14 protein-coding genes are annotated in these 18964 nt (G+C 54.0%); 10 read left to right on the top strand and 4 right to left on the bottom strand.

Translation table 11 applies throughout. From position 1 onward, the window contains the following. Window positions 1-474: 474 nt before the first annotated feature. The 10 genes from TERTU_RS16635 (at window position 475) to TERTU_RS16590 (ending at window position 11156) form a co-directional block, all read left to right on the top strand. Entirely contained in the window at window positions 475-1101 is a 627-nt protein-coding gene (locus TERTU_RS16635) for a hypothetical protein (RefSeq protein WP_041590293.1), read from the top strand. Further along, window positions 1089-3011: a tetratricopeptide repeat protein gene (locus TERTU_RS16630; protein WP_015819755.1), complete on the top strand. Its 1923-nt coding sequence runs from the start codon at window positions 1089-1091 to the stop codon at window positions 3009-3011. Before TERTU_RS16635 ends, TERTU_RS16630 begins: the two co-directional genes overlap by 13 nt. After that, window positions 3008-5902, top strand: coding sequence for a tetratricopeptide repeat protein (locus TERTU_RS16625; RefSeq protein ID WP_015817983.1), 2895 nt, complete (start codon window positions 3008-3010; stop codon window positions 5900-5902). The genes TERTU_RS16630 and TERTU_RS16625 overlap by 4 nt, the downstream gene beginning before the upstream one ends. After that, complete coding sequence (locus TERTU_RS16620; RefSeq protein ID WP_015817663.1) at window positions 5889-6566, top strand: tetratricopeptide repeat protein; 678 nt, start codon at window positions 5889-5891, stop codon at window positions 6564-6566. Before TERTU_RS16625 ends, TERTU_RS16620 begins: the two co-directional genes overlap by 14 nt. Beyond that, window positions 6563-6829: a hypothetical protein gene (locus TERTU_RS16615; RefSeq protein ID WP_015816847.1), complete on the top strand. Its 267-nt coding sequence runs from the start codon at window positions 6563-6565 to the stop codon at window positions 6827-6829. The genes TERTU_RS16620 and TERTU_RS16615 overlap by 4 nt, the downstream gene beginning before the upstream one ends. Window positions 6830-6863: 34 nt before the next feature. Beyond that, entirely contained in the window at window positions 6864-7529 is a 666-nt protein-coding gene (locus tag TERTU_RS16610; protein WP_018013786.1) for a MotA/TolQ/ExbB proton channel family protein, read from the top strand. 40 nt (window positions 7530-7569) lie between these two features. Beyond that, window positions 7570-8121, top strand: a complete 552-nt coding sequence (locus TERTU_RS16605; protein ID WP_015820717.1) for an ExbD/TolR family protein — start codon at window positions 7570-7572, stop codon at window positions 8119-8121. Then, complete coding sequence (locus tag TERTU_RS16600) at window positions 8118-8648, top strand: ExbD/TolR family protein (protein WP_015818594.1); 531 nt, start codon at window positions 8118-8120, stop codon at window positions 8646-8648. The genes TERTU_RS16605 and TERTU_RS16600 overlap by 4 nt, the downstream gene beginning before the upstream one ends. Window position 8649: 1 nt before the next feature. Continuing rightward, window positions 8650-9627, top strand: coding sequence for an AgmX/PglI C-terminal domain-containing protein (locus TERTU_RS16595; protein WP_015817950.1), 978 nt, complete (start codon window positions 8650-8652; stop codon window positions 9625-9627). 755 nt (window positions 9628-10382) lie between these two features. Further along, complete coding sequence (locus TERTU_RS16590; RefSeq protein ID WP_015816788.1) at window positions 10383-11156, top strand: LuxR C-terminal-related transcriptional regulator; 774 nt, start codon at window positions 10383-10385, stop codon at window positions 11154-11156. A 35-nt stretch (window positions 11157-11191) separates the two neighbouring features. On the opposite strand, the gene TERTU_RS16585 is transcribed toward TERTU_RS16590, so the two are convergent. From TERTU_RS16585 to TERTU_RS16570, 4 genes are read right to left on the bottom strand one after another with little or no spacing between them, the layout of a single operon-like run. Beyond that, window positions 11192-13009 (bottom strand): hypothetical protein, encoded by a 1818-nt coding sequence (locus TERTU_RS16585; RefSeq protein ID WP_015818787.1) that lies wholly within the window; start codon window positions 13007-13009, stop codon window positions 11192-11194. Between the two features lie 20 nt (window positions 13010-13029). Continuing rightward, a complete protein-coding gene (locus tag TERTU_RS16580) occupies window positions 13030-14886 on the bottom strand; it encodes a helix-hairpin-helix domain-containing protein (protein ID WP_015820146.1) in 1857 nt (618 codons plus the stop codon). A 12-nt stretch (window positions 14887-14898) separates the two neighbouring features. Continuing rightward, window positions 14899-16491 carry a hypothetical protein gene (locus TERTU_RS16575; protein WP_015820478.1) on the bottom strand — a complete coding sequence of 531 codons (1593 nt, stop codon included), beginning with the start codon at window positions 16489-16491 and terminating at the stop codon, window positions 14899-14901. Next, on the bottom strand, window positions 16488-18962 hold the full coding sequence (locus TERTU_RS16570; protein WP_015817973.1) for a ligand-binding sensor domain-containing protein: 2475 nt from the start codon (window positions 18960-18962) through the stop codon (window positions 16488-16490). Before TERTU_RS16570 ends, TERTU_RS16575 begins: the two co-directional genes overlap by 4 nt. Window positions 18963-18964: the final 2 nt, after the last annotated feature.

Raw genomic sequence — 18964 nt, 5'->3', positions numbered from 1 at the left:
CTTAGCCACAAACCCCGCTTTTGGAGCGGGGTTTTCGTTGTTGAGGTGGCGAGATTTTTCGTCTTTACAATCGCTCACTGCTGCGGCTACCCTTTGGCGCGCATCTTATTTTTACCAAATAACGTTGGGGAAAACCCCACAGTTAGCGCATTTCGCAGCAACTGGGCGAAAATTGACCGTGCGTTGACACGGCTTTGTCACTAAAAAATGGCATAGAACGTGAAACGGTGGTGTAAACGGTTTTCCATTGGCATTGGAATTATTACAGCCGCTGATGAAAGAATCGGCAATTCCCATTTGGGGGTGGTCGAATAAGCGCAATAAATTTCAGGCAATAAAAACTGTGTCACAGATCGGTTAGAAAAATGTTCCGCAGCTTTGCGGGAAAACCCTTAAGGTAACCAACCCTGTGGCGATTGTCGCAAGAAAAAGTGTCTACGGAGAATGACGTTGAGCGGTAGATTATGTCAAATATTGGCAGGTGTTCACCTGGGGAATGCTTGTAAGTATGTCGGCCTCGGCCGTGTGGAATTTTCTGTGCCAGGCGGTTTGCTGGTGGTGTTTCTCACGCTGTTTGCGGTCGGACGAGCCTTTGCAGAAGAGCCCCCGGCGCCGATTGATCCGCCACCCGAACCCGTCAGTGAGGAGACTGAATCTCCCCTGAGCGGCGATATCGAGGATTTGAAAAAAGCCGCGCTCGAATTGAATCGCGACCTGCTGATTCTGGAAGAAGAGCTGCTGTTCCCTTCAAATACGCAGATTGTCGTATTTTTATCGGTCGATGTTGGTACTTACTTTCGCCTGGATGCGGTGAAATTAAACATCGACGATCAGCTGGTAGCCAGCAGTCTGTACACCGCGCGGCAAAACGATGCGCTCAGCCGTGGCGGGATTCAACGCCTTTACATGGGTAATTTGAAATCTGGGGAACATGAGATTACCGCATTTTTTACCGGTATCGGGCCAGATGACCGCGAATATAAACGCGCAGCGACCCTAATGATCGATAAAGACGACGACCCCAAGATGCTGGAACTCCGTGTCCGGGATTCCACCGCCAACATGCAGCCGGAGTTTGATTTTAAAGAATGGGAGCTGTAACGCGCTTTTACCTCCAGCTGTTTCTGCTTTGCTCTATTGCTGTTAGCTCGAGCGCGATCGCTGAGAAAGACGAACCTCTTACCCACGTAGCGGACCTGCGGTATGGCGTTGCGCTCTATCACTATTATCAGTCCGAATACCTGGATGGGTTGACGGAATTACTGATTGCGAAAGAGCGCGGCGGTATTCAGGGGCACGGTGATAACCCGGATATTATGGAAGGCGGGTTCGCGCTTGCTTATGGTCTGGAGCGCTATGCTGCAGATATTTTTACAGATGTGCTCGACGGCAATGTCCCGGAAAATGCACAGGTGGCGGCCTGGTATTATCTGGCGCGCATGCGCTATATGCGGGGCGACTGGAGCGGGGCGGATTATTCCCTCGAGCAGGTGGCGAAAATTGCCAGCCGCGATAAAAAAAGTACCCGCAATATTGAAAGTGACCTTTCCGCGCAAAAAGTTAATTTGCTGATCAAACAAAACGACTTTGCAGGCGCCGAGGACGAACTTAAGCGCGATAAGGTGGATGAAGACTGGCTGCCGTATTTGCAATTCAATCTCGCCTCTCTCGCTGCGCGGCAACAGAATTTCGCCGACGCCATCAAATACTACAAGAAGCTGGCGGACAAAGAATTCCCGACTGAAGAATATCGCGCGCTCTACGATAAGGCGATGACCGCCGCCGGTTATTGCTTTCTGTTGACTGGCGAGCACCGCAAGGCAATGCGGCAGTTTTCCAAAGTCCGCCTGGAAAGTCCGCTGGTTGGGCGCGCCCTGCTTGGCTATGGGTGGGCGGCAACGGAAATTGGCCTGTACCGAGAAGCGTTGAGTGCCTGGCAAAAGCTGGCGCAAGCTGACCTGGTGGATGAAAACAGCCAGGAAGCCCTGATGGCCGTGCCCTATGCTTACGAGAAAATGTCGCTCGACGGTATCGCCCTGCAACAATATAAAACTGCGGTGAGCGGGTTTGAGGCGGAGATTGCCCGGCTCGACGATGTGATTGCCAACCTGAGTGGCGATAGTCTTCTGGAAGCCCTCGAAATCGAATCGGCGGATGGTATCGACTGGCTCAACTACCAGGAAAAAAACCAGCTTTCCCCCACCAGTACCTACCTCGTTGCGTTGTATGCGCGTGAAGACTTTCAGATGCGTATTCAACAGATGCGCGAGCTCCTGACTCTGCAGAAAAATAATCGCGAGTGGCAGAGCAAAATGGCATTTTACTCCGCCATGCTGGATGAACGCGCGGCAGACCGCGACAATAAATCCGGTTTGCTGGCAAAAGATAAACTGGCCTGGCAGATTTCTGATTTGGAAGACGCGCGCAAGAATCTTTCGCAGCAGATCGAGCGCATTGGGGCCGAAAAAGATTATTTCGCCTTAGCTCAGGGCGACGAGGCGGACCTGATCAAACGCACCGAACGCTCGCTCGCACGGGTGCCGTATTTGCGTGATGAAGACCCGTTTATTGAAGACTCCGCCGAAGCCTTGCGGCGCTATTACGGTATTTTATTGTGGCAAGCCTCGGAAAAATTTACTGACCGTTTATGGCGTGCGGTTAAAACGCTCAACAGTCTCGACAGTACAATTGTTGAGTTGAAAAAGAATTATCACGCGGTTGAAGACATTCTTCAGTCCGCACCCGATCTGGCCCCTTACCGCGCGCGCATTAACGACGCCCAAGTCAAACTTGAAGCGCAGAGTGCCGAAGTCGATCTGGCTGTCGCCGCTGCGAAAGCAGATCTGCGGACTCAGGTCGTGGGTACCTTGAGTCAGCAACGCGACCGGATTCAAAGTTATCTGGCGCAAAGTCGCCTGTCGGTGGCCCGCCTGTACGACAAGTCTCTCAAACACTCGGATGTGCGAGTGCTCGAACAAAAAACCGAAGCAGAGATGGAGCGCGATAAGTGAAGCCGTATCGATTAATCGCGTTGGCCGTTGCAGTTCATACACTCGCGGGTTGTGCCTGGTTAGGCCTCGGTGAACCGAATTATGGAAAAACGCTTGCAGACATGAGCGAAGCGGAAATTCCCCGCGATCCAATGCCGGTGGAACCGACCACCATGGATCAGATAGAGGACAGTTATCGCGCGGCATTAGATGTTGCCACCGATCCCGCTGTGCGCCACCAGATTTTGGTGCGTTTAGCGGACCTTGAAATGAAGCGCAGCGAACAGGACCAACTGGATGCACAAACCCAAAAAGAATTTTTTGGCGATGCGGTGTCGATGTATGAAGAGCTGATCAAGCTGAATCAGGAGCGCCCAATTAACGGCGAGCTGATGTCTAACGAGCGCTTGTTGTACCGTTTGTCTAAAGCCTATGCGCTGGATGGCCGCATGGCCGCCTCCGATGCGGTATTGGCAGAATTGGTTGAGTCCTATCCGGAGTCTGCTTACGCGGCAGAAGCAGAGTTTCGTCGCGCTGAACAAGCGTTTACCTACGGCGATTACGAGCAGGCAGAAAAACTGTATCAGCAGGTGGTCGACGCCGGTGAGAACACCCCGTTTTATGAAAACGCGGTCTACATGCACGGTTGGTCGGAATTTAAGCGCGGCAATAATCGCGCAGCGATTGAATCGTTTACCGTTGTTCTCGACCGCAAGCTCGCCAATGCAGACGCGAACCTGGCAGACCTTTCCAGCAGCGATCGCAATATGGTCGGCGATACCTTGCGGGTCATGGGGATCGTATTTTCTTACCTCGATGGTGCCGAGGCGATCACCGGTATCTACAACGATCTGGGGCAGCGCCACTATCAGCACCTCCTCTATATGCAGCTCGGTGAGTTGTACCTGGAGAAAAAGCGGTTCCGCGACAGTGCCGATACCTTCAGTCACTACATAAAAACCTTTCCGCAAACCGACTACGCCCCTCTGTTTGCCGTTCGTGCAATTGATGTCTTAATGAAAGGCAATTTTCCGAGCGAGATTCTTCCTGCCAAAGAGCAATACGTAAAAGACTACGGTGTATACAGCAGTTATTGGCAGAGCCGAAGCGACGATCAGCGCAAAATGCTGTTGCCGCAATTGCATACTTATCTGGAAGAACTTTCCAGCTATTACCACGCCAGCGCGCAGGACTTGAAAAAACAGGTTGCGCGTTATCAGGCGGCAAAAGCGAATGGCAAAAAACCCGGCTTTGAACTGCCGGACGAAACACCGCAAACCTATTTTCTGTTAGCTGCAGGCTATTACGAACAATTTCTTGCCACCTTCCCCGGCGATGAAAAAACCGGTGAAATGACCTACCTGATGGCAGAGGCCAACTATGAAGCCGGTCAATTGCGTCCTGCCATTGTGGCCTACGAAAAAGTCGCTTACGACCTGCTGGACAAAGAGCACGGTGGCGAAGCGGGTTATGCGGCACTTATCGCGATGCAGGAATTAATCGACGGTTTTACTGTTACCAGCGAAGCTGATCAAACGCAGTTGGCCGAGTGGCGCACGCACAAAATTAACAGCTCCATCAGTTTTGCCGATTATTATCCGGAAGATCGCCGCGCGGCGCCGGTGTTAACCAAGGCCGCGCAGGATGTATTTCAGCAGGGCGATTTACCGCGTGCAGTGTCGATTGCCACGCGCATGACGCAATGGCAGCCCGCGCCGCCGGCGTCCCTGCAAAAAACAGCCTGGCTGGTACTCGGGCATTCGCAATTCGATCTGGGTAATTTTAACGAAGCGGATGCTGCTTACCGTCAGGTTCTGACGTTATTGCCCGAGGAAGATCCCGAGCGGGAGTCGGTGACCGAACGGCTTGCGGCCAGCATGTATAAATCCTCCGAGCAACAAATTGCCGCGGGCGACAAGATGCCAGCTGTTGCGAAAATGTTGCAAATTGCCAGCGTGGCTCCGGGCACCACCATCGCGATTAAAGCGCGTTACGACGCAGCTAACTTGCTGATGGACATGAAAAACTGGAGCGAGGCTGAGCGGGTACTGTTGGATTTCCGCACCCGCTACCCAGAGCATGAACTGACTGCCACGCTACCTCCCAAGCTGGCAATGATTTATCAGGAAACTGAACAGTGGGATAAAGCTGCACAACAACTCGCGGTAATGGCGAAATCCGGTGACCCCGAGGTGATGCGGCAATCGCTGTATTTGTCTGCCGAGCTTTACGAAAAGTCTGGCGATAAAGCGCGTGCACTGGAGCAGTACCGCAGCTACGCGAACCAGTACCCCGCGCCTTTTGATATCGCCACCGAAGCGCGCTTCAAGCTGGTGAGCTTGTACGGTGAAAGCGGTGAATCCAGTAAGCGCTATTACTGGTTGAAGGAACTGGTAAAAGCCGACAAGGCCGCCGGTAGCGCGCGCACCGATCGTTCGCGCTATCTGGCTGCGATGGCAACCGCGGAATTTGCCGAAGATGATTACAACCGATTCAACAGTGTTAAATTGACCTTGCCTATTAAGAAAAGCTTGCGCAAAAAGAAAGCCGCGATGGATCAAACTTTGAAATCCTATCGCGCGGTGCTCGATTACGGCGTTGCGGAATTTACCACCGAAGCGAATTACCGGATCGGTATGTTGTACGCGCAACTGAGTCGCGACCTGATGGACTCGCAACGTCCACCGGGGCTGGATGTGCTGGCGCTGGAGCAATACGAAATCTTGTTAGAAGAGCAAGCCTACCCGTTTGAAGAAAAAGCGATTGATATCCATGCCAACAACGCACAACGCGCATGGGAAGGCCTCTACGACGACGGTGTAAAACACAGCTTCGATGCGCTGGCCAAGTTGTTACCTGCTCGTTACGGTAAAACTGAAGCCCAGGGGGAGGTGAGTCGTGGCCTGCACTAAGCGACTGTTAATTATTGCGCTGGCAGTGGTGTTGTCCGCCTGTGAAATGGCTGGGAAAAAAGCCGTTGATTCGGCGGCGGACGAAACCGAGGTTCAGTCTGAATCGGACGGAACCGAAAAAATTGCCGCACTCCCCAACCCCTATTTAGCGCAGTCGGTGGATGTTCCTCGCGAAGCCGCCGCAGAGTTTAATCGTGCGCTGACGGCGATGGAAAATGGCGACTGGGAAAAAGCCGAAGGTATGCTGTTTCTGTTGACCGAAACCTGGCCAAACTTGTCCGGGCCCTGGGTAAATTTAGGCATTGCGCAGGCACAGCAGAAAAAATGGCAAGACGCTGAAGCAAGTTTTACAAAGGCGATTAATGTTAATACCCTCAATGGCGACGCTTATACGCATCTCGGTGTGTTGTATCGGGAGCAGGGCAAGTTTGCTGAGGCTGAAACCACTTATCTTAAAGCCCTTGAGGTGTGGCCGCACAACCCGGACGCGCTGCGCAACCTGGGCATTCTTTACGACCTCTACATGGGCAAGCTGGCACAGGCGTTAGCACAATATCAGCTTCTGGCGAAGATTTTGCCTGAAGAGGATCGTAAGCTTAAAGGTTGGATTATAGATTTGGAGCGTCGAGTTGAAGACGCTCAACCAGAGGCCGCCACAGAATGATGAGATCCAGTTTTTTTGTCTGCAGTTTGTTGCTCTCGTTAGTGACTGCAGCACAGGAGCCCGAAGTGGTAGAAATGGGAGCAACGGTTACCGGCAACCAGGAGCAACCCAAGGTTATTTACATCGTGCCCTGGAAGCAGGCTGACGACGATGCAATTTTATATTTGCCTTTAAATGGCAAAACCAACGCAATTTTTGGTCACGTAGAACGCAGCGAGCATCTGCGTGAACTCAAATTTATCGACGAACTTCACCAAAAATAAATTATCAGGCATTCTTTTCGGAGGCACTTGTTCCATGAATACAGTTGTAAATTTCTTTCAAAGCGGTGGTCCTTTTATGTATCCCATCGCGCTGGTTCTTGTGGTCGGCTTAGCGCTGGCTGTGGAGCGCTGGTTATTTTTAACAACCGCGAAGGCGAGCAACCGCCGCACGTTTAATCGCATTCTGCCTCTGCTGCAAAAAAAGGATTTTGCATCCATTGTGGAAATTGCGCGTCAGAGTAAAGCGCCGGTTGGCCGCATTGTCGCTGCTGGTATCGCCCGCTTGCAGCAAACGCCGCGTCGCGAAGAAGTGGAATTTGCGATGGAAGAAGGCGTGATGGAAGCGGTACCCCGCCTGGAAAAACGCACACCTTACCTGGCCACGCTCGCCAATATTGCAACCCTGCTTGGGCTGTTGGGAACCATTATGGGTTTGATCGCGGCGTTTACCGCAGTTGCCAACGCGGACCCAGCGGAGAAAGCCAACTTACTTTCACAAAGTATTTCTGTTGCGATGAACACCACCGCATTCGGTTTGATGTCTGCAATTCCTTTGCTGCTCGCGCACGCAATGCTGCAATCCAAAACCACCGAAATTATCGATAGCCTGGAAATGGCTGGCGTTAAATGTTTAAACACCATGAGCAACACCAACGTGTTTGCTGCGCGTCCTCGCGCCACCGGTGAAGTAGCCCGGTAATCTGGTTTAAACAGTTAATTTCAAGCCCACGGCGGTTTTCATGCGAATAAAACGATCAAGAAATCAGGAAGCGGATCTCGATATTACATCGTTTATGAACCTGATGATTATTCTGGTGCCGGTGCTGTTGATGAGTATGGTGTTTTCACACGTGACTGTACTCGATCTGACGTTGCCTGACGTTGCCTCCTCCTCAGCACCCGCATCGGAAAACCCAATAAATGATGGCATCGAGCTGGTGATCGAACCAGACGAACTGGTAGTGAACTATCCTGCTGGCGCGCCGTTAAAACGCATCCCTAAAATTGCTGACGCGGAGAATGGCGAGCAGGTGCACGACTTCGAAACGCTCTCCCTCACGCTTCAGGAACTAAAGCGAGTGCTCAAATCCAACGGTAAGGAGAAGAGAGATATTCTTATTCTTTCGCAGCCGGATACCGACTACCAAACCATTGTTAAAGCCATGGATACTGTGCGCAGTTTCAAAACTGTGGTTGCGGCATCGCTGGTCAATGCGGAACTGTTCCCTGCTATTTCTCTCGGTGATGCACCGGTAGAAGAAGCCTCAGATTTACCGGGGGCACAGCAATGAGACAATCAGTACACGCTAAGCGCATGGCGCGCAATAACAAGCGGCATAAAGGCGTACCCAAGTTAAATCTGGTCTCGCTGATGGACATCTTTACCATTCTGGTGTTCTTCCTGTTGGTGAATTCGTCGGATGTCGAAGTGTTGCAGTCCAACAAGGATATTAAACTGCCCGAATCGATTGCCGAGAAAAAGCCGGAAGAAACACTGGTGGTGACGGTTACCACAGACGCGCTCTTGGTCGGTGGTCGTAAAGTGGCAGACCTCGCCGCGATTGAGCGCGATAAAGCGAGCGAAATCACCCCATTGAAAGACGAGTTGGAATACCTCGCCAAACGCAAACCCTATGCAGACAAGGAAGCAGAGGAAGCCGGCCGCGATGTGACCATCATGGGGGATAAAACCATTCCCTATAATCTGCTTAAAAAAATTATGACCACGTGCGCCAAAGCGGATTACCGCAATATTTCGCTTGCGGTCAGCCAGGTTCCCGATGAGGCCGTCGCAGACAGCCCGGCAGTGGGAGGTTGATGTGACAACAATTATTTTGCGCACACCAAACCTCCAATTGCCTTGGAGCTCAACCATTGAGGATGACCGGCGTTTTTGGAAAATTTTTGCGCTGTTGTTGATTCCGTTTTTTATTGTCAGTATTGCGGTGCCGTTGATCAAAGTTCCGGAGAAAAAGCGGGAAGATCTCGAAAAGCTTCCTCCCCAGCTGGCACGAGTAGTTATCGAGAAAAAGGAATTGCCAAAACCAACGCCGGTGCCGACGCCTGAGCCAACGCCAGAGCCGGAGCAGGAAAAGCCGGAACCGGAACAGGAGCAACCAAAGCCAGAGCCAACGCCAGCCCCGAAAACTGAACCGACGCCCGAGGTAAAACCAACCCCGGCGCCAGCCAAGCTGGTGGAAAAAGCGCGTGAAGCGGCGCAGGCGGAAATCAGTCAGTTTGCCGATCTCGCCTCCGAGATGCGCGATTCGTTCGATCTTTCGGAAGTCAACGCGGATGTGACTCAGTCGACCGGCAAGGCCGCAGAGATTGATCGCTCTGTAATTGCAGGAAAAGCCAAAGCCGGAAGCGGTGGTATTAAAACCTCTGACTTGAGTCGCAACACCGGTGGCGTTGCTTTGTCTGGCAAGCAGAATACCCAGGTTGACAGCAAGCTCACCACACCAGAGGGAACCGCAGCTATTGCACAGCAGCAGGAAAAAGCGGGTGGCAGCCGTAGCGAAGAGCAGATGCGCAAGGTTATGGATCGCAACAAATCGGCGATCTTCAACATGTACAACCGCGCATTGCGTAAAGACCCCGCTTTGGAAGGTCGCGTTGTGGTGGAAATGGTTATTGAACCAGACGGCCGTATATCCAGTGCCAAGATCGTTTCAAGCGAATTGGGTAACCCGGCGTTAGAAGAACGTTTACTTGCCAGAATTAAGCTTATTAACTTTGGTGCTTTGGATGTGAAGCAAACCAAGTTGCGTTACACCTTCGATCTCGTCCCCTCCTGATAGTCCTCACCGCGCGTATCGGCCAGTCGATACGCGCGGCTTTACCCACATTTGCCACTCAATCAGCTCCGTTCGGCGCAGTTCCGCTTTTGGTGTTATCACATTAATTTCCTCCGCTGTTTAAAAGCGCAGTCTTATCGCGAACTGTTCTGTGATCCAGCGTGGTTTTTATTCGTTCGTGGCGCCGCACGTGCAAATCGCAGCATATACTGGAACAACCGAAGAGCCACGCGGTGGTGTGTCGGGTTTGGTGAAACGGTGACATGTTAAAGCGCTGAACTGGTTAACGGGTGAAGCAATGATCCGAGGTATACAAGTGACAGAGGTTTAAGCCTGAATGTTAAGACTGAGTTTTAGGGCTGGGTTTGAAGGCTGAGAGCTGAAGACTGAGAGGTGAAGGCTGAGAGTTGAAGAATAAATTAGGATTTACGCATTTTGGCTGCCACGCGCAATTGAGATAAATGTTAACGAGCCAAATCGAACGGTCGTTTTTGTTAGATATACAGGCTGTTTAACTGCCGGGCAGGTGCATATTGCACGTATTTCTACATGATCAATTATTCACACCCTGATTTGTGAATAATTCACAGTTATCTATTCTGAAGTGTTTATTATTTTCATCACTACTTGTTGCCCGACGTTGTAGTCCAAAGTGGGTGACCACTAGAGAATAGTGGAAGTTCTTTGTTGTTGGATCTCGGTTGATATGTACCGTAGCGTAGGACACCGACATTACGAAACACGGAGGCTTTCTGATGATCAAAATTCTTATCGTGTCTGATATAAAAATATATCGCGAAGGGCTGCGTCAGATTCTGTCGGCAAAAAACTCGACTGAGGTAATCGCAGCGGTAAGCTGCAGCCACGACGACATTGCTCCCTACTATTCGCACAGGCCTCACGTTGTTCTGTTGGATATGACCACCAGTACCAGCTGCGAAATCGCAACCGAAATAAGTCAGTTACCAACACCTGTCGCGGTGGTTGCGTTAGGTGTAGGTAGCGATGAACCCAATATCGTGAGTTATGCGAAAGCTGGGATAAGCTGCTACGTGTCGCGCGAGGCGAGCGTGGATGAATTGATGGCCGCGATTAAAGACGCCGCGCAGGGCGAATGCCATTGTCCGCCGGAAATAGCCGGAGTGCTGCTCAATACCTTGCGCACCGCGCCCCTGCGCGAGGTTTACCAACCAGATCCAGAAAACAAAAACGAAACACATGTTAAGCATGCTGCTGCCTCTATTGCCGAAGGGCAGGCGTTCTACTGGTGCTTAACTCCCCGCGAGCGGCAAGTGATTGGCTTGTTGGCCGAGGGGCAGTCCAACAAACAAATTTCCCGTACCTTGTGTATTGAACTCTCGACAGTTAAAAATCACGTACACAATTTACTTATCAAGTTAAAAGCAAAAAATCGCGCTCACGCCGCTTATTTGTTGCAGGCGTCTATGGCTGAAATTTTTGATAGTGCCTCTATTTCCCGTGAAGCCACAGAAATGCACTTCAGACGCAGTAACACTACGCCTTCATAGCCCCGCATGATACATCCATTCCAGCGCACTGTGCCTTAAACCGGTGATGGCAATTCGTAGCTTAACTCTACCGGGTGCAGGTGCGCCTTGCCTTTGAGCAGGCTGGCAATATGAATCCTTGCCGATGTCTCGAGCGCTGATTGACTGGCCTGCAATTGAGGGAGCAAGTCAAAATGCCATTGATTTGCGCCGGGCGATATGGTCTGGGGCGAGCTGGCGGCGGGTGCTTCGAAAAACGCGTGTAGCTGATTCCCGTCTTTGCGGGTTTTGGCAAATAACGGTTGTACCCCTGCCGCCTTGCTCACCCGAGCCACTCGACCTGGCCCGCCAGTTTCACTGATATGAAAATACACGATCTTTTGTTGCGGGTCACTGGTGCGCACAAACTGCACGGCACTGCCTTGCCGCGTTTTTAGCAACCACCAGAGTTTGCCGGTAAATAGCGACAGTGTTTCCGCAAGGGGGATCGACATCCACGCGCGTCTGCCGACGGAGTTTATGGGCAGCGATTGCGCGGTAATGATCGCGCCGGAGGGATGACCGTTACGGTCCTCACGAATTTCCAGTGCACAGGTCGTGTTTTCGGCGGTCGCCATAAGTGGCACCAGCAGATAATCCACCGCCTGTGCTGTCGTCACATTAAACAGCCCGCCGGTCCATAGTTCGGCGTTAATCTTAACCCCGCGACTGGTTGCGGAAAGGTTTTCCGGTTGCGCGTCGTTAACGAGGGCAAAAGGTTTTTTATTGAAGGTTTGCTTAAACGGTAACACCGCGCTTCGCAGAATACAGTTGACGGGTATTTGAATGGAAAACGCCTGGCTTTGCCAGTGGTCGCCGTCGAAAGCCTGGGTATTAACGGTCTCCTGGTTGGCATTGGTGTACATCTGAGTGTCGCGAAACCCCAGCCGATAATGATTGCTAAAAAGGCTGCGGGTAAAGCGACAGGGGTTTTCGGAGCGCATAATAATTGCGAGGGTGTAGTCGGCACTGTCGTCGCGTGTGAAATGCTCGTCGATACACTGCTGCGCGGCTTTTTTCCATGCGCCGCCGGCGCCGGTTAGCGGAACTGTTTCCTGGTTGGACGGAAATGCGAGGCCCGGTATTTTTATACTTTTATCCAGTAGGTTTTTGCCCAGTATATTTTTTTCGAGCTGCGGCACATCGTCATTTTCAACAGGGGCCACACGCAGCTCCAGCGCTTGTGGCATACAGTGGACAGAAACGGAAATCTGATGCTGGGCCGCGAGTAATTTAAGCCGGGAGGAGGGCGATGCGTCCTGCGCACGTACCGCAAACGCCTCCAGAACCAGATCGTTTATCACGCTGTTATTCGTCACAGTCGCGATGCTTTGCGACATAATGGTGTCGCCCACCACAGGGTAAATTTCGATGCTGCCCGCACTTATTTTTATAATTTCTCCTTTGGCAATTTTTTTAGCAACCTGATCACGAATTTTGGCCGTCTTTTCATTTACGACAGCGGCAGCACTCAGGCTATGCACGCCCTCCGCGATTAAAAAATCCAAAAATCCGGCTTGAATAAATGTTTCCGCCGCGAACATGGTTGGTGCGGTTGTCTCTCGTACATGGATGCGGCGCAGCGGCATTGGCCGTGGCAGGCGGACTATCCAGGTGGTTGCGTCGGGCTTCTCCAGTACGGCTTTAATCGGCGCGGAAGCCGCCAGAACGTCAACTTCCATTGCTTCGAACTGGCCCTCCAGGTTTAAATCGTCGAGCAGCAGGCTGTCAGCCATGGAATCTTTTTTGAAGTGAAGTAAATCCACTACCTGAAAAAAGCTGTTCTCGGGTGCAACGAGTTCCTGACTATCGGGATTGCGCAAGCTTGCCTGCATAATTTTACGTCCGGGTTTTGTTACCTTGGGTCGATGATTCGCGCATCAATGCGCTGCACGTTGTTTCTTAAATCGCCGAGGTCGGTGGTAACACCGGCGACGGTTGTATTAACACTACTGAGTTGCGCATCGATGGTTGTCATGCGCATATCCAGGCCACTGTATTTTGTATTGAAATCTGCAAGCCCGGTATTAAAGCTGTTGTAATTCACTGCAAAGTTGGCATAGTCAGCGTCGAACTCGAGATAGGTGTTGTTGAAATTCGAATAATCATTATTAAAGCTTGAATAGTCTGCGTTAAACGTGGCGTACTGGGAGTTAAAGTTGGTGAGGTCGCTATTAAATTGCGCGCGCTGGTTATTAAAGCTTGCGTAATTCGCATTAAATTGATCGAGGCGGGTTTGGAACTCGCCGTAGTGAAGGTCGAAGCCATCTATTCTGTCGCGCAGGTCCTGGGTTAACACACCCAAATCCTCGACACCATCAAAGCGCGCGCTGATTTCCTCGGTGAGTACCAACTGGGTATCTGCCACGGCCTGTAGTGTGCCCACTTGTGTCACCGCACTGGGGCGCACGGCAACTGAGAGCGCGGAGTAGAGTTGCAGTTGTTGTTGCGTGGGCAGGTCTTGAATGTCCTCGGCGAGAAATTTATGGACCACGAGTTCGGTGGATTTCTCGCCGATAACACTGCCGGCAATGCCGCGTTCGCCGAGTGTCCAGCGACTCATTTCACTGAGTACGCCATTAATCAGGCGGCCACCGTCAGCGACGTTGGCTGAGAGATTTTTAACCCGCTCAGAAAACTGATTGCCGTTTTCCAAAAATTCCAGATAGGTCTGATACCAAGCGCCCACCCAGTTTTTGAGGCGCACTTTCACCGTGGAAAGGGTGGCAACACGGCCGTTGCCCGCGCCGCTTTCCATGCCGAGATCGTGCATGCTTGCCGGTTCGTGCAGATACGCGCAGACCAGCGCGTGGTGGAACTGCCAGTTGTCGCTGAAATAACGCCGGTTTACCGATTCCACCAACGCGGTTTTCTGAGCGTTGAAATAAATATCCACCGCTTTGCGCAGGTGCAGATTATTTTCCAGTCGGTAATTCAATACCAGCGATTGCAATTGCTCGCGGATGGCCGCAGGGGTAGGCGCAGTTGCATCGAGCTGCAGCAGCGCCGCCTCCAGTGCCAGTTGTTGCTCTTGAGTCAGGGTTTCGAAAGTGGGCGAGCGCAGTTTAATTTTGGCTTTACCCGCTATGTCGGTGCGCACTTCTACCACGGCGTCCTGGTAGCGACTGTATCCTTGTTGGTATTGCAGTACACCCCAGTTGGTCGTGACGGTAACCGGTTGATCGGCGAGCGCTTGGCCGGTCTGTTCGTTGTAGGCGTAAATTTCGATGGTGACATGCTGGCCGAGAAAAACATCGCGCTGCAGTACCCGCAGTGCAATGCGTTGACTCGCCGCCGGCGCGGGTGTGCCTGCGGTGGGCCGGGAGCTTTGCGCCTGGGTTACCAGTTGCTCAAGCCGCGCTAATTGCTGACGCAGTTGGGCGATTTCGCTGTTGAGCTCGTCGTCTGCTGGCAGTGTCAGGGGCTCATCGCCGCCGGGCGAAAGACCCAGTAAGGCCACCGCAATTTCGGTGAATCGTTCAGGCCCAATATACGGAACGTCGTACACCTGTTGCAGTGTGCTGAAGGCGCCGCCGAGTTGTTTGCGCTGCTGGATAATGCGTTTGGCCAGACCGATACCGATATCCAGCTCGTTTTCCAGTTCAATGCGGCTGGCAATCGCAGCGGGATCATCGGTACTGTTCAGGTAACCGAGTATTACTCGCGCCTGGTCTGGCGTGAAATCGTCCGGGCTAAAAAAATACGTGGGCATGTCGGTATGCCGCTACCTTTCCAGATTAAACCGCAGCGCGGCGATATCGGCTTTAATGGCCGAGACGGAACCGCGCACACTATCGGCATCGACAATATTGATATTGCCGACTTTACTGTCGATAGAGCCGAGCGCCAGCATCATATTCTCGCCCTGCGCGGTAGATTCATTGACACGGCTGTTGAGCACGCTGTAGCTCGATTCCAGGCTGCTGGCTTTACTGCCGATGTCTGATACCTGGGTTCCCATCGACAATACCTGGCCCTGAACGTTGCCCGTACCTGCGGCGTGTTGTACCGCTTGCGCGACCGCGCTTAACCCTCGGCCTAAGCCTGCGTTGTCGTCGTAGGCAATGAGGTCCAGGGTTTTCTGGGTTTTAACCGCGTCTTTTACCACGTTAATTAACGGGCCCGCGTTCGGGTTGATACCCTGGCCGCCCGCGCGCCCCATCGCCGCACCCACCGATTCCAAAACCTTGTGTTTGCCGATAAGCCCCAGGCCGTCCATATGGTCGTCCAGGTAATCGATCAAAATATCCGGGTTGTATTGGGGGTCGCGCAAAATGTCGGGTATCTCGACAACCCATGGCCAGTCTTCCACATGGGGGAGGTCTGGCTGGTAGTCGTTAATCCAGGGGCCGACCCAATCGCGAAAGTTAATTTGAATGGAGCTCACGCCCTTGCCGAAATCCGGCGTTTGCGGGTCGCTGTCGTCCTTGGCGAATACCGCGATGGTGGCGCGATGGTCGTTCCAGCGACCGGTGGGAAACCACAAATCGCGATCCGGCACCCGGTATTTACCCTGGTAGTACTTATCGGCCACGTATTGCAGACTGGCGGCGCCCGCGTCATAGCGCTGGGTAGTCTGTGCGTACATTATTGGCATAAAGTTATCTTGTGGATTGGCTGCATCCAACACCGCCTGACGCATGGATTTGGATTGCCCTTGCGTGCTGATTTCAGTCGCGAAAAATGCGCTCATATCGCCGTCGATGGTATCGGAGGTGGATGCCAGTGTTTCCGCCTTGATGCGCACGCGCGCAACCCCACTGGTATCGGTGCGCACCGACACCGAACGACCGCCAGCGCCGGGGCGCGTGTCGAACCCGCTGACGGCCTGAATGTCGCCCCAGCTCACCAGAAAGTCGAGCCACGGCCGGGTGGTGACGGCACTGCCGTCGAGTCGGCGCACGGTTGCGGTGAGGGTGGCAACCTCACCCAACAGGTAGTGAGTGTCGTCCGTCGCGAGGGTGACGGTGTATTGCAGTAACAACGGGTCGAGGGTGGCCTGGTACTGCTCGAAGGTCGTGCGATCCAGTTTGTTGGCTTCCAGATCCTGTAGCCGCGGCAGTACTGAACCGGCGTTGTCGTCCGTACCGAGCAGGTTCTCAATCGAGGTTACCCGTCCATCCAGCGCGGCAAGTTGTGCGTCCATATCATCCAGGCGCCCAAGTTCCGTTTGTTGCGTGGCGACGATGCCACCTAATACCTTGAGCTGCTCTACCAGCGTGTTCCAGTCGTTGGCGCGCACCAGGTTGCCATCCTGTTTGGGAATCAGGTCGTCCAGAGTGGTGTTCATGGCGGCCAGGTCTGCTTCGATGGTCATACGTCCAGTCCTCTCACAATGTCGTTCTCAACGGCGAGCATCAATCGCGCGCCCGCAGGTTTTACTTTCTGCATTCCCTGCCAGACTCTGTCCAGCACGGCGGGGTGAATCACTTCGTCTTTCTCTACTGCTGTCAGGCGCACCAGCAGGCTGAACGGTTGCTGCTCAGGCCAGCTAAACCGCACCTTAGCCGCGGGCAAATAGGCATAGACCACATCGTCAAACAGCCCGGCAGGCAAGTTGGCGACCGGGTCAGGGCCGCCCAGCCGGAAACGGCCAGGGTAAGGGGTGATAGTGGCGCCGCCGTTGGGCACCAATCGACCTTCGGTGCTCCACCATGGGGTTTCGACAGGCACTTGGAGAGGTGGCACCTCCTGCGACAGGTAGCGCCAGCTACTGCGCCCGGCGGGTAGCATTGGCAGGGCGGGAATACCGCCGTTGACGATCTCCGTCGCGCTGCGTTTTACCCGTACGCTGAATTCGGTGAGCGGCACCGCGGAGTCTGCACTAGGAACAAAGTTGGCGCCGTTCCAGCTGCCCAGATCGGCCCGCAGGCTGTGACACCACAGGAGCGCGTTCACTTCGCGACCGCCGTTGCTGCGTACAGGTGTATCTGTTTGGTTCCAGCTGCGGTTGGTGCTGTCAAATTGCTCCCACGCAGGTTCCAGCAGGGTGGTGTTGAAGCGCCAGCGATCCCGGGGAGCGGGGTCCACGTCGTCAGGGTAGATCGCATCGGCCGCGCCGAGGGACTGCCAGATGTCTTCGGCTTCCAGGTACTCGAGAAAATCGCGTCCATCGAAGCGCAACAAGCCGTTTTCACCGCCAAACCACACCAGGCCACTGGGGTCGCTGGCGACGGTGGTTACCCGCCCGGGCATTAGGTCGGGAAACGCCTGCAGGCGCGGGCTGTAAACCAGGCCACTGGTGCTGCTGCGGGCCGCGAAAAATCTTGCCAGCCCCTGCGCGGTGCCCAGCCACAGGGCGCCGTCGGCGGTGCTGGCAATGGCGCTAACCGGCGGCACATAGCTGGTGGCGGGCGCGGCGCTGTTAAACGTTTGCCACGCGGGGTCGAGGTCGCTGGCCGATTCGGCGATTAAGTGGGTCCAGCGGTTGTAGCCTTTATGCAGGTGCACCACACCCAGAGCACCGCCAAAATACAATGAGCGTTGCGCGTGAATGGCAATACAGTAAGTCGGAGATTGCAGGGGCGTGGCGCTGGCGGTGGCCGCGTTTGGAGTCGCAGTAAACACCCCTTGTTCGGTAGCAAACCAGAGTAATCCGTCGTCCAGCAACATGTCGTACACCGCACTGTTGAACCAGGGGCTGGTTTGCAGGGTGTAGTCATCTTCCACTTCCGGCAGGCAATGAATAATGTGCAGCCCGTTGGCGTCGCCAATAAAGAGTTCGAAGTCCAGCGCGCGCAACAGGGTGATATTGGCAAACGCAAAACCACTTTGGACCCGCAGCCAGTTGGCGCCCTTGTAGCGCCATAACTCGCTGTTACCCGCATTGTCGACCACTGCCCACAGGGTGTGATCGCGGGTTTGCGCCAAGTGCGTTATTGAGGTGCCGGTGAACTCTGCCAGCGCCTGCCAGCCGCTATCGGCCCTGGTATTCGCTAAGGTGCTGGCTGCGCTGCCCTGCGCCTGCAACAGGTCGTTGCCGGTGGCGAGAAATCCCATAGCTACGGGAGCGAGGCGCAGTACGTCACCGGGGGCGAGCGACTGGTGGTAGGCAAGGCTTACAGAGGGTTGGCCCGGGGCGCCCATCAGCTCCAGCGCGGGGCGTTCAGTGGCGGCGTACTCGCCAGCAACGGGGGTGACACCCTCGATATAGGCCGTCGGTGCGCTCGCCTGGAGTCCCTGGTTGTGCAACTCCCAGCGCATCAACGGGCCGACGGCATCCAGCGGTGCGCCGCGCGCGATTGCCGCCTCCTCGGTCAGGCCCAGCGGGGCATATTCTTCAATCGCGAAGGGACGGTGCCGGTGTACCACCGGTACCCCCATCGCCAGGGGCAAACTGGCCTCCACCATCGCGCGCAGCGCGGCGAGGGTGCCGAGGCCGTTGCGATAAATCAGGAACATTTTCTGCAGCCGCGCCCGGTAGCTTTCTACGTTCTCACGCAGTTGAGGCGGCTCGCGCCAGACGGGCAGCTCAAGCAGGGCACCCAGCCGGGCAAGATCACAGATATACGGGAATTCATTCAGCAGGCGGCGCTCCTCCAGCAGTGGGGAGTTGGCAGACAGCGGTGGCAGCTTCTGCTGTTGGCGGGTGCGATTGAAGTAGGGGTTATAGATCGCGCGATCCGCGGTGCCGTGCCAGTGCGCCTGCATTACCTGGGTCATCTGGTCGCTGATGTTATCGAGCTCCGCGCCCCACTGGCCCAGCAGGTCGTTGAGTATCCCCGCGTCTCCAGCCTGGGGCCGGTAGAGGCTGGGCAGGTGGCTGATCAAACGGTCGGTGTGTGCCATGC

This window comes from Teredinibacter turnerae T7901 (assembly GCF_000023025.1).
In the GTDB taxonomy this organism is placed as follows: domain Bacteria; phylum Pseudomonadota; class Gammaproteobacteria; order Pseudomonadales; family Cellvibrionaceae; genus Teredinibacter; species Teredinibacter turnerae_B.
Note: the sequence above shows the minus strand (reverse complement) of the source record. Positions and strands in the feature narration are given on the sequence as shown.

Coding starts and splice junctions, on each gene's coding strand:
- TERTU_RS16630 (WP_015819755.1), top strand. CDS start 1,089: ATGGGAGCTGTAACGCGCTTTTACCTCCAGCTGTTTCTGCTTTGCTCT.
- TERTU_RS16615 (WP_015816847.1), top strand. CDS start 6,563: ATGATGAGATCCAGTTTTTTTGTCTGCAGTTTGTTGCTCTCGTTAGTG.
- TERTU_RS16610 (WP_018013786.1), top strand. CDS start 6,864: ATGAATACAGTTGTAAATTTCTTTCAAAGCGGTGGTCCTTTTATGTAT.
- TERTU_RS16605 (WP_015820717.1), top strand. CDS start 7,570: ATGCGAATAAAACGATCAAGAAATCAGGAAGCGGATCTCGATATTACA.
- TERTU_RS16600 (WP_015818594.1), top strand. CDS start 8,118: ATGAGACAATCAGTACACGCTAAGCGCATGGCGCGCAATAACAAGCGG.
- TERTU_RS16590 (WP_015816788.1), top strand. CDS start 10,383: ATGATCAAAATTCTTATCGTGTCTGATATAAAAATATATCGCGAAGGG.
- TERTU_RS16585 (WP_015818787.1), bottom strand. CDS start 13,009: ATGCAGGCAAGCTTGCGCAATCCCGATAGTCAGGAACTCGTTGCACCC.
- TERTU_RS16580 (WP_015820146.1), bottom strand. CDS start 14,886: ATGCCCACGTATTTTTTTAGCCCGGACGATTTCACGCCAGACCAGGCG.
- TERTU_RS16575 (WP_015820478.1), bottom strand. CDS start 16,491: ATGACCATCGAAGCAGACCTGGCCGCCATGAACACCACTCTGGACGAC.
- TERTU_RS16570 (WP_015817973.1), bottom strand. CDS start 18,962: ATGGCACACACCGACCGTTTGATCAGCCACCTGCCCAGCCTCTACCGG.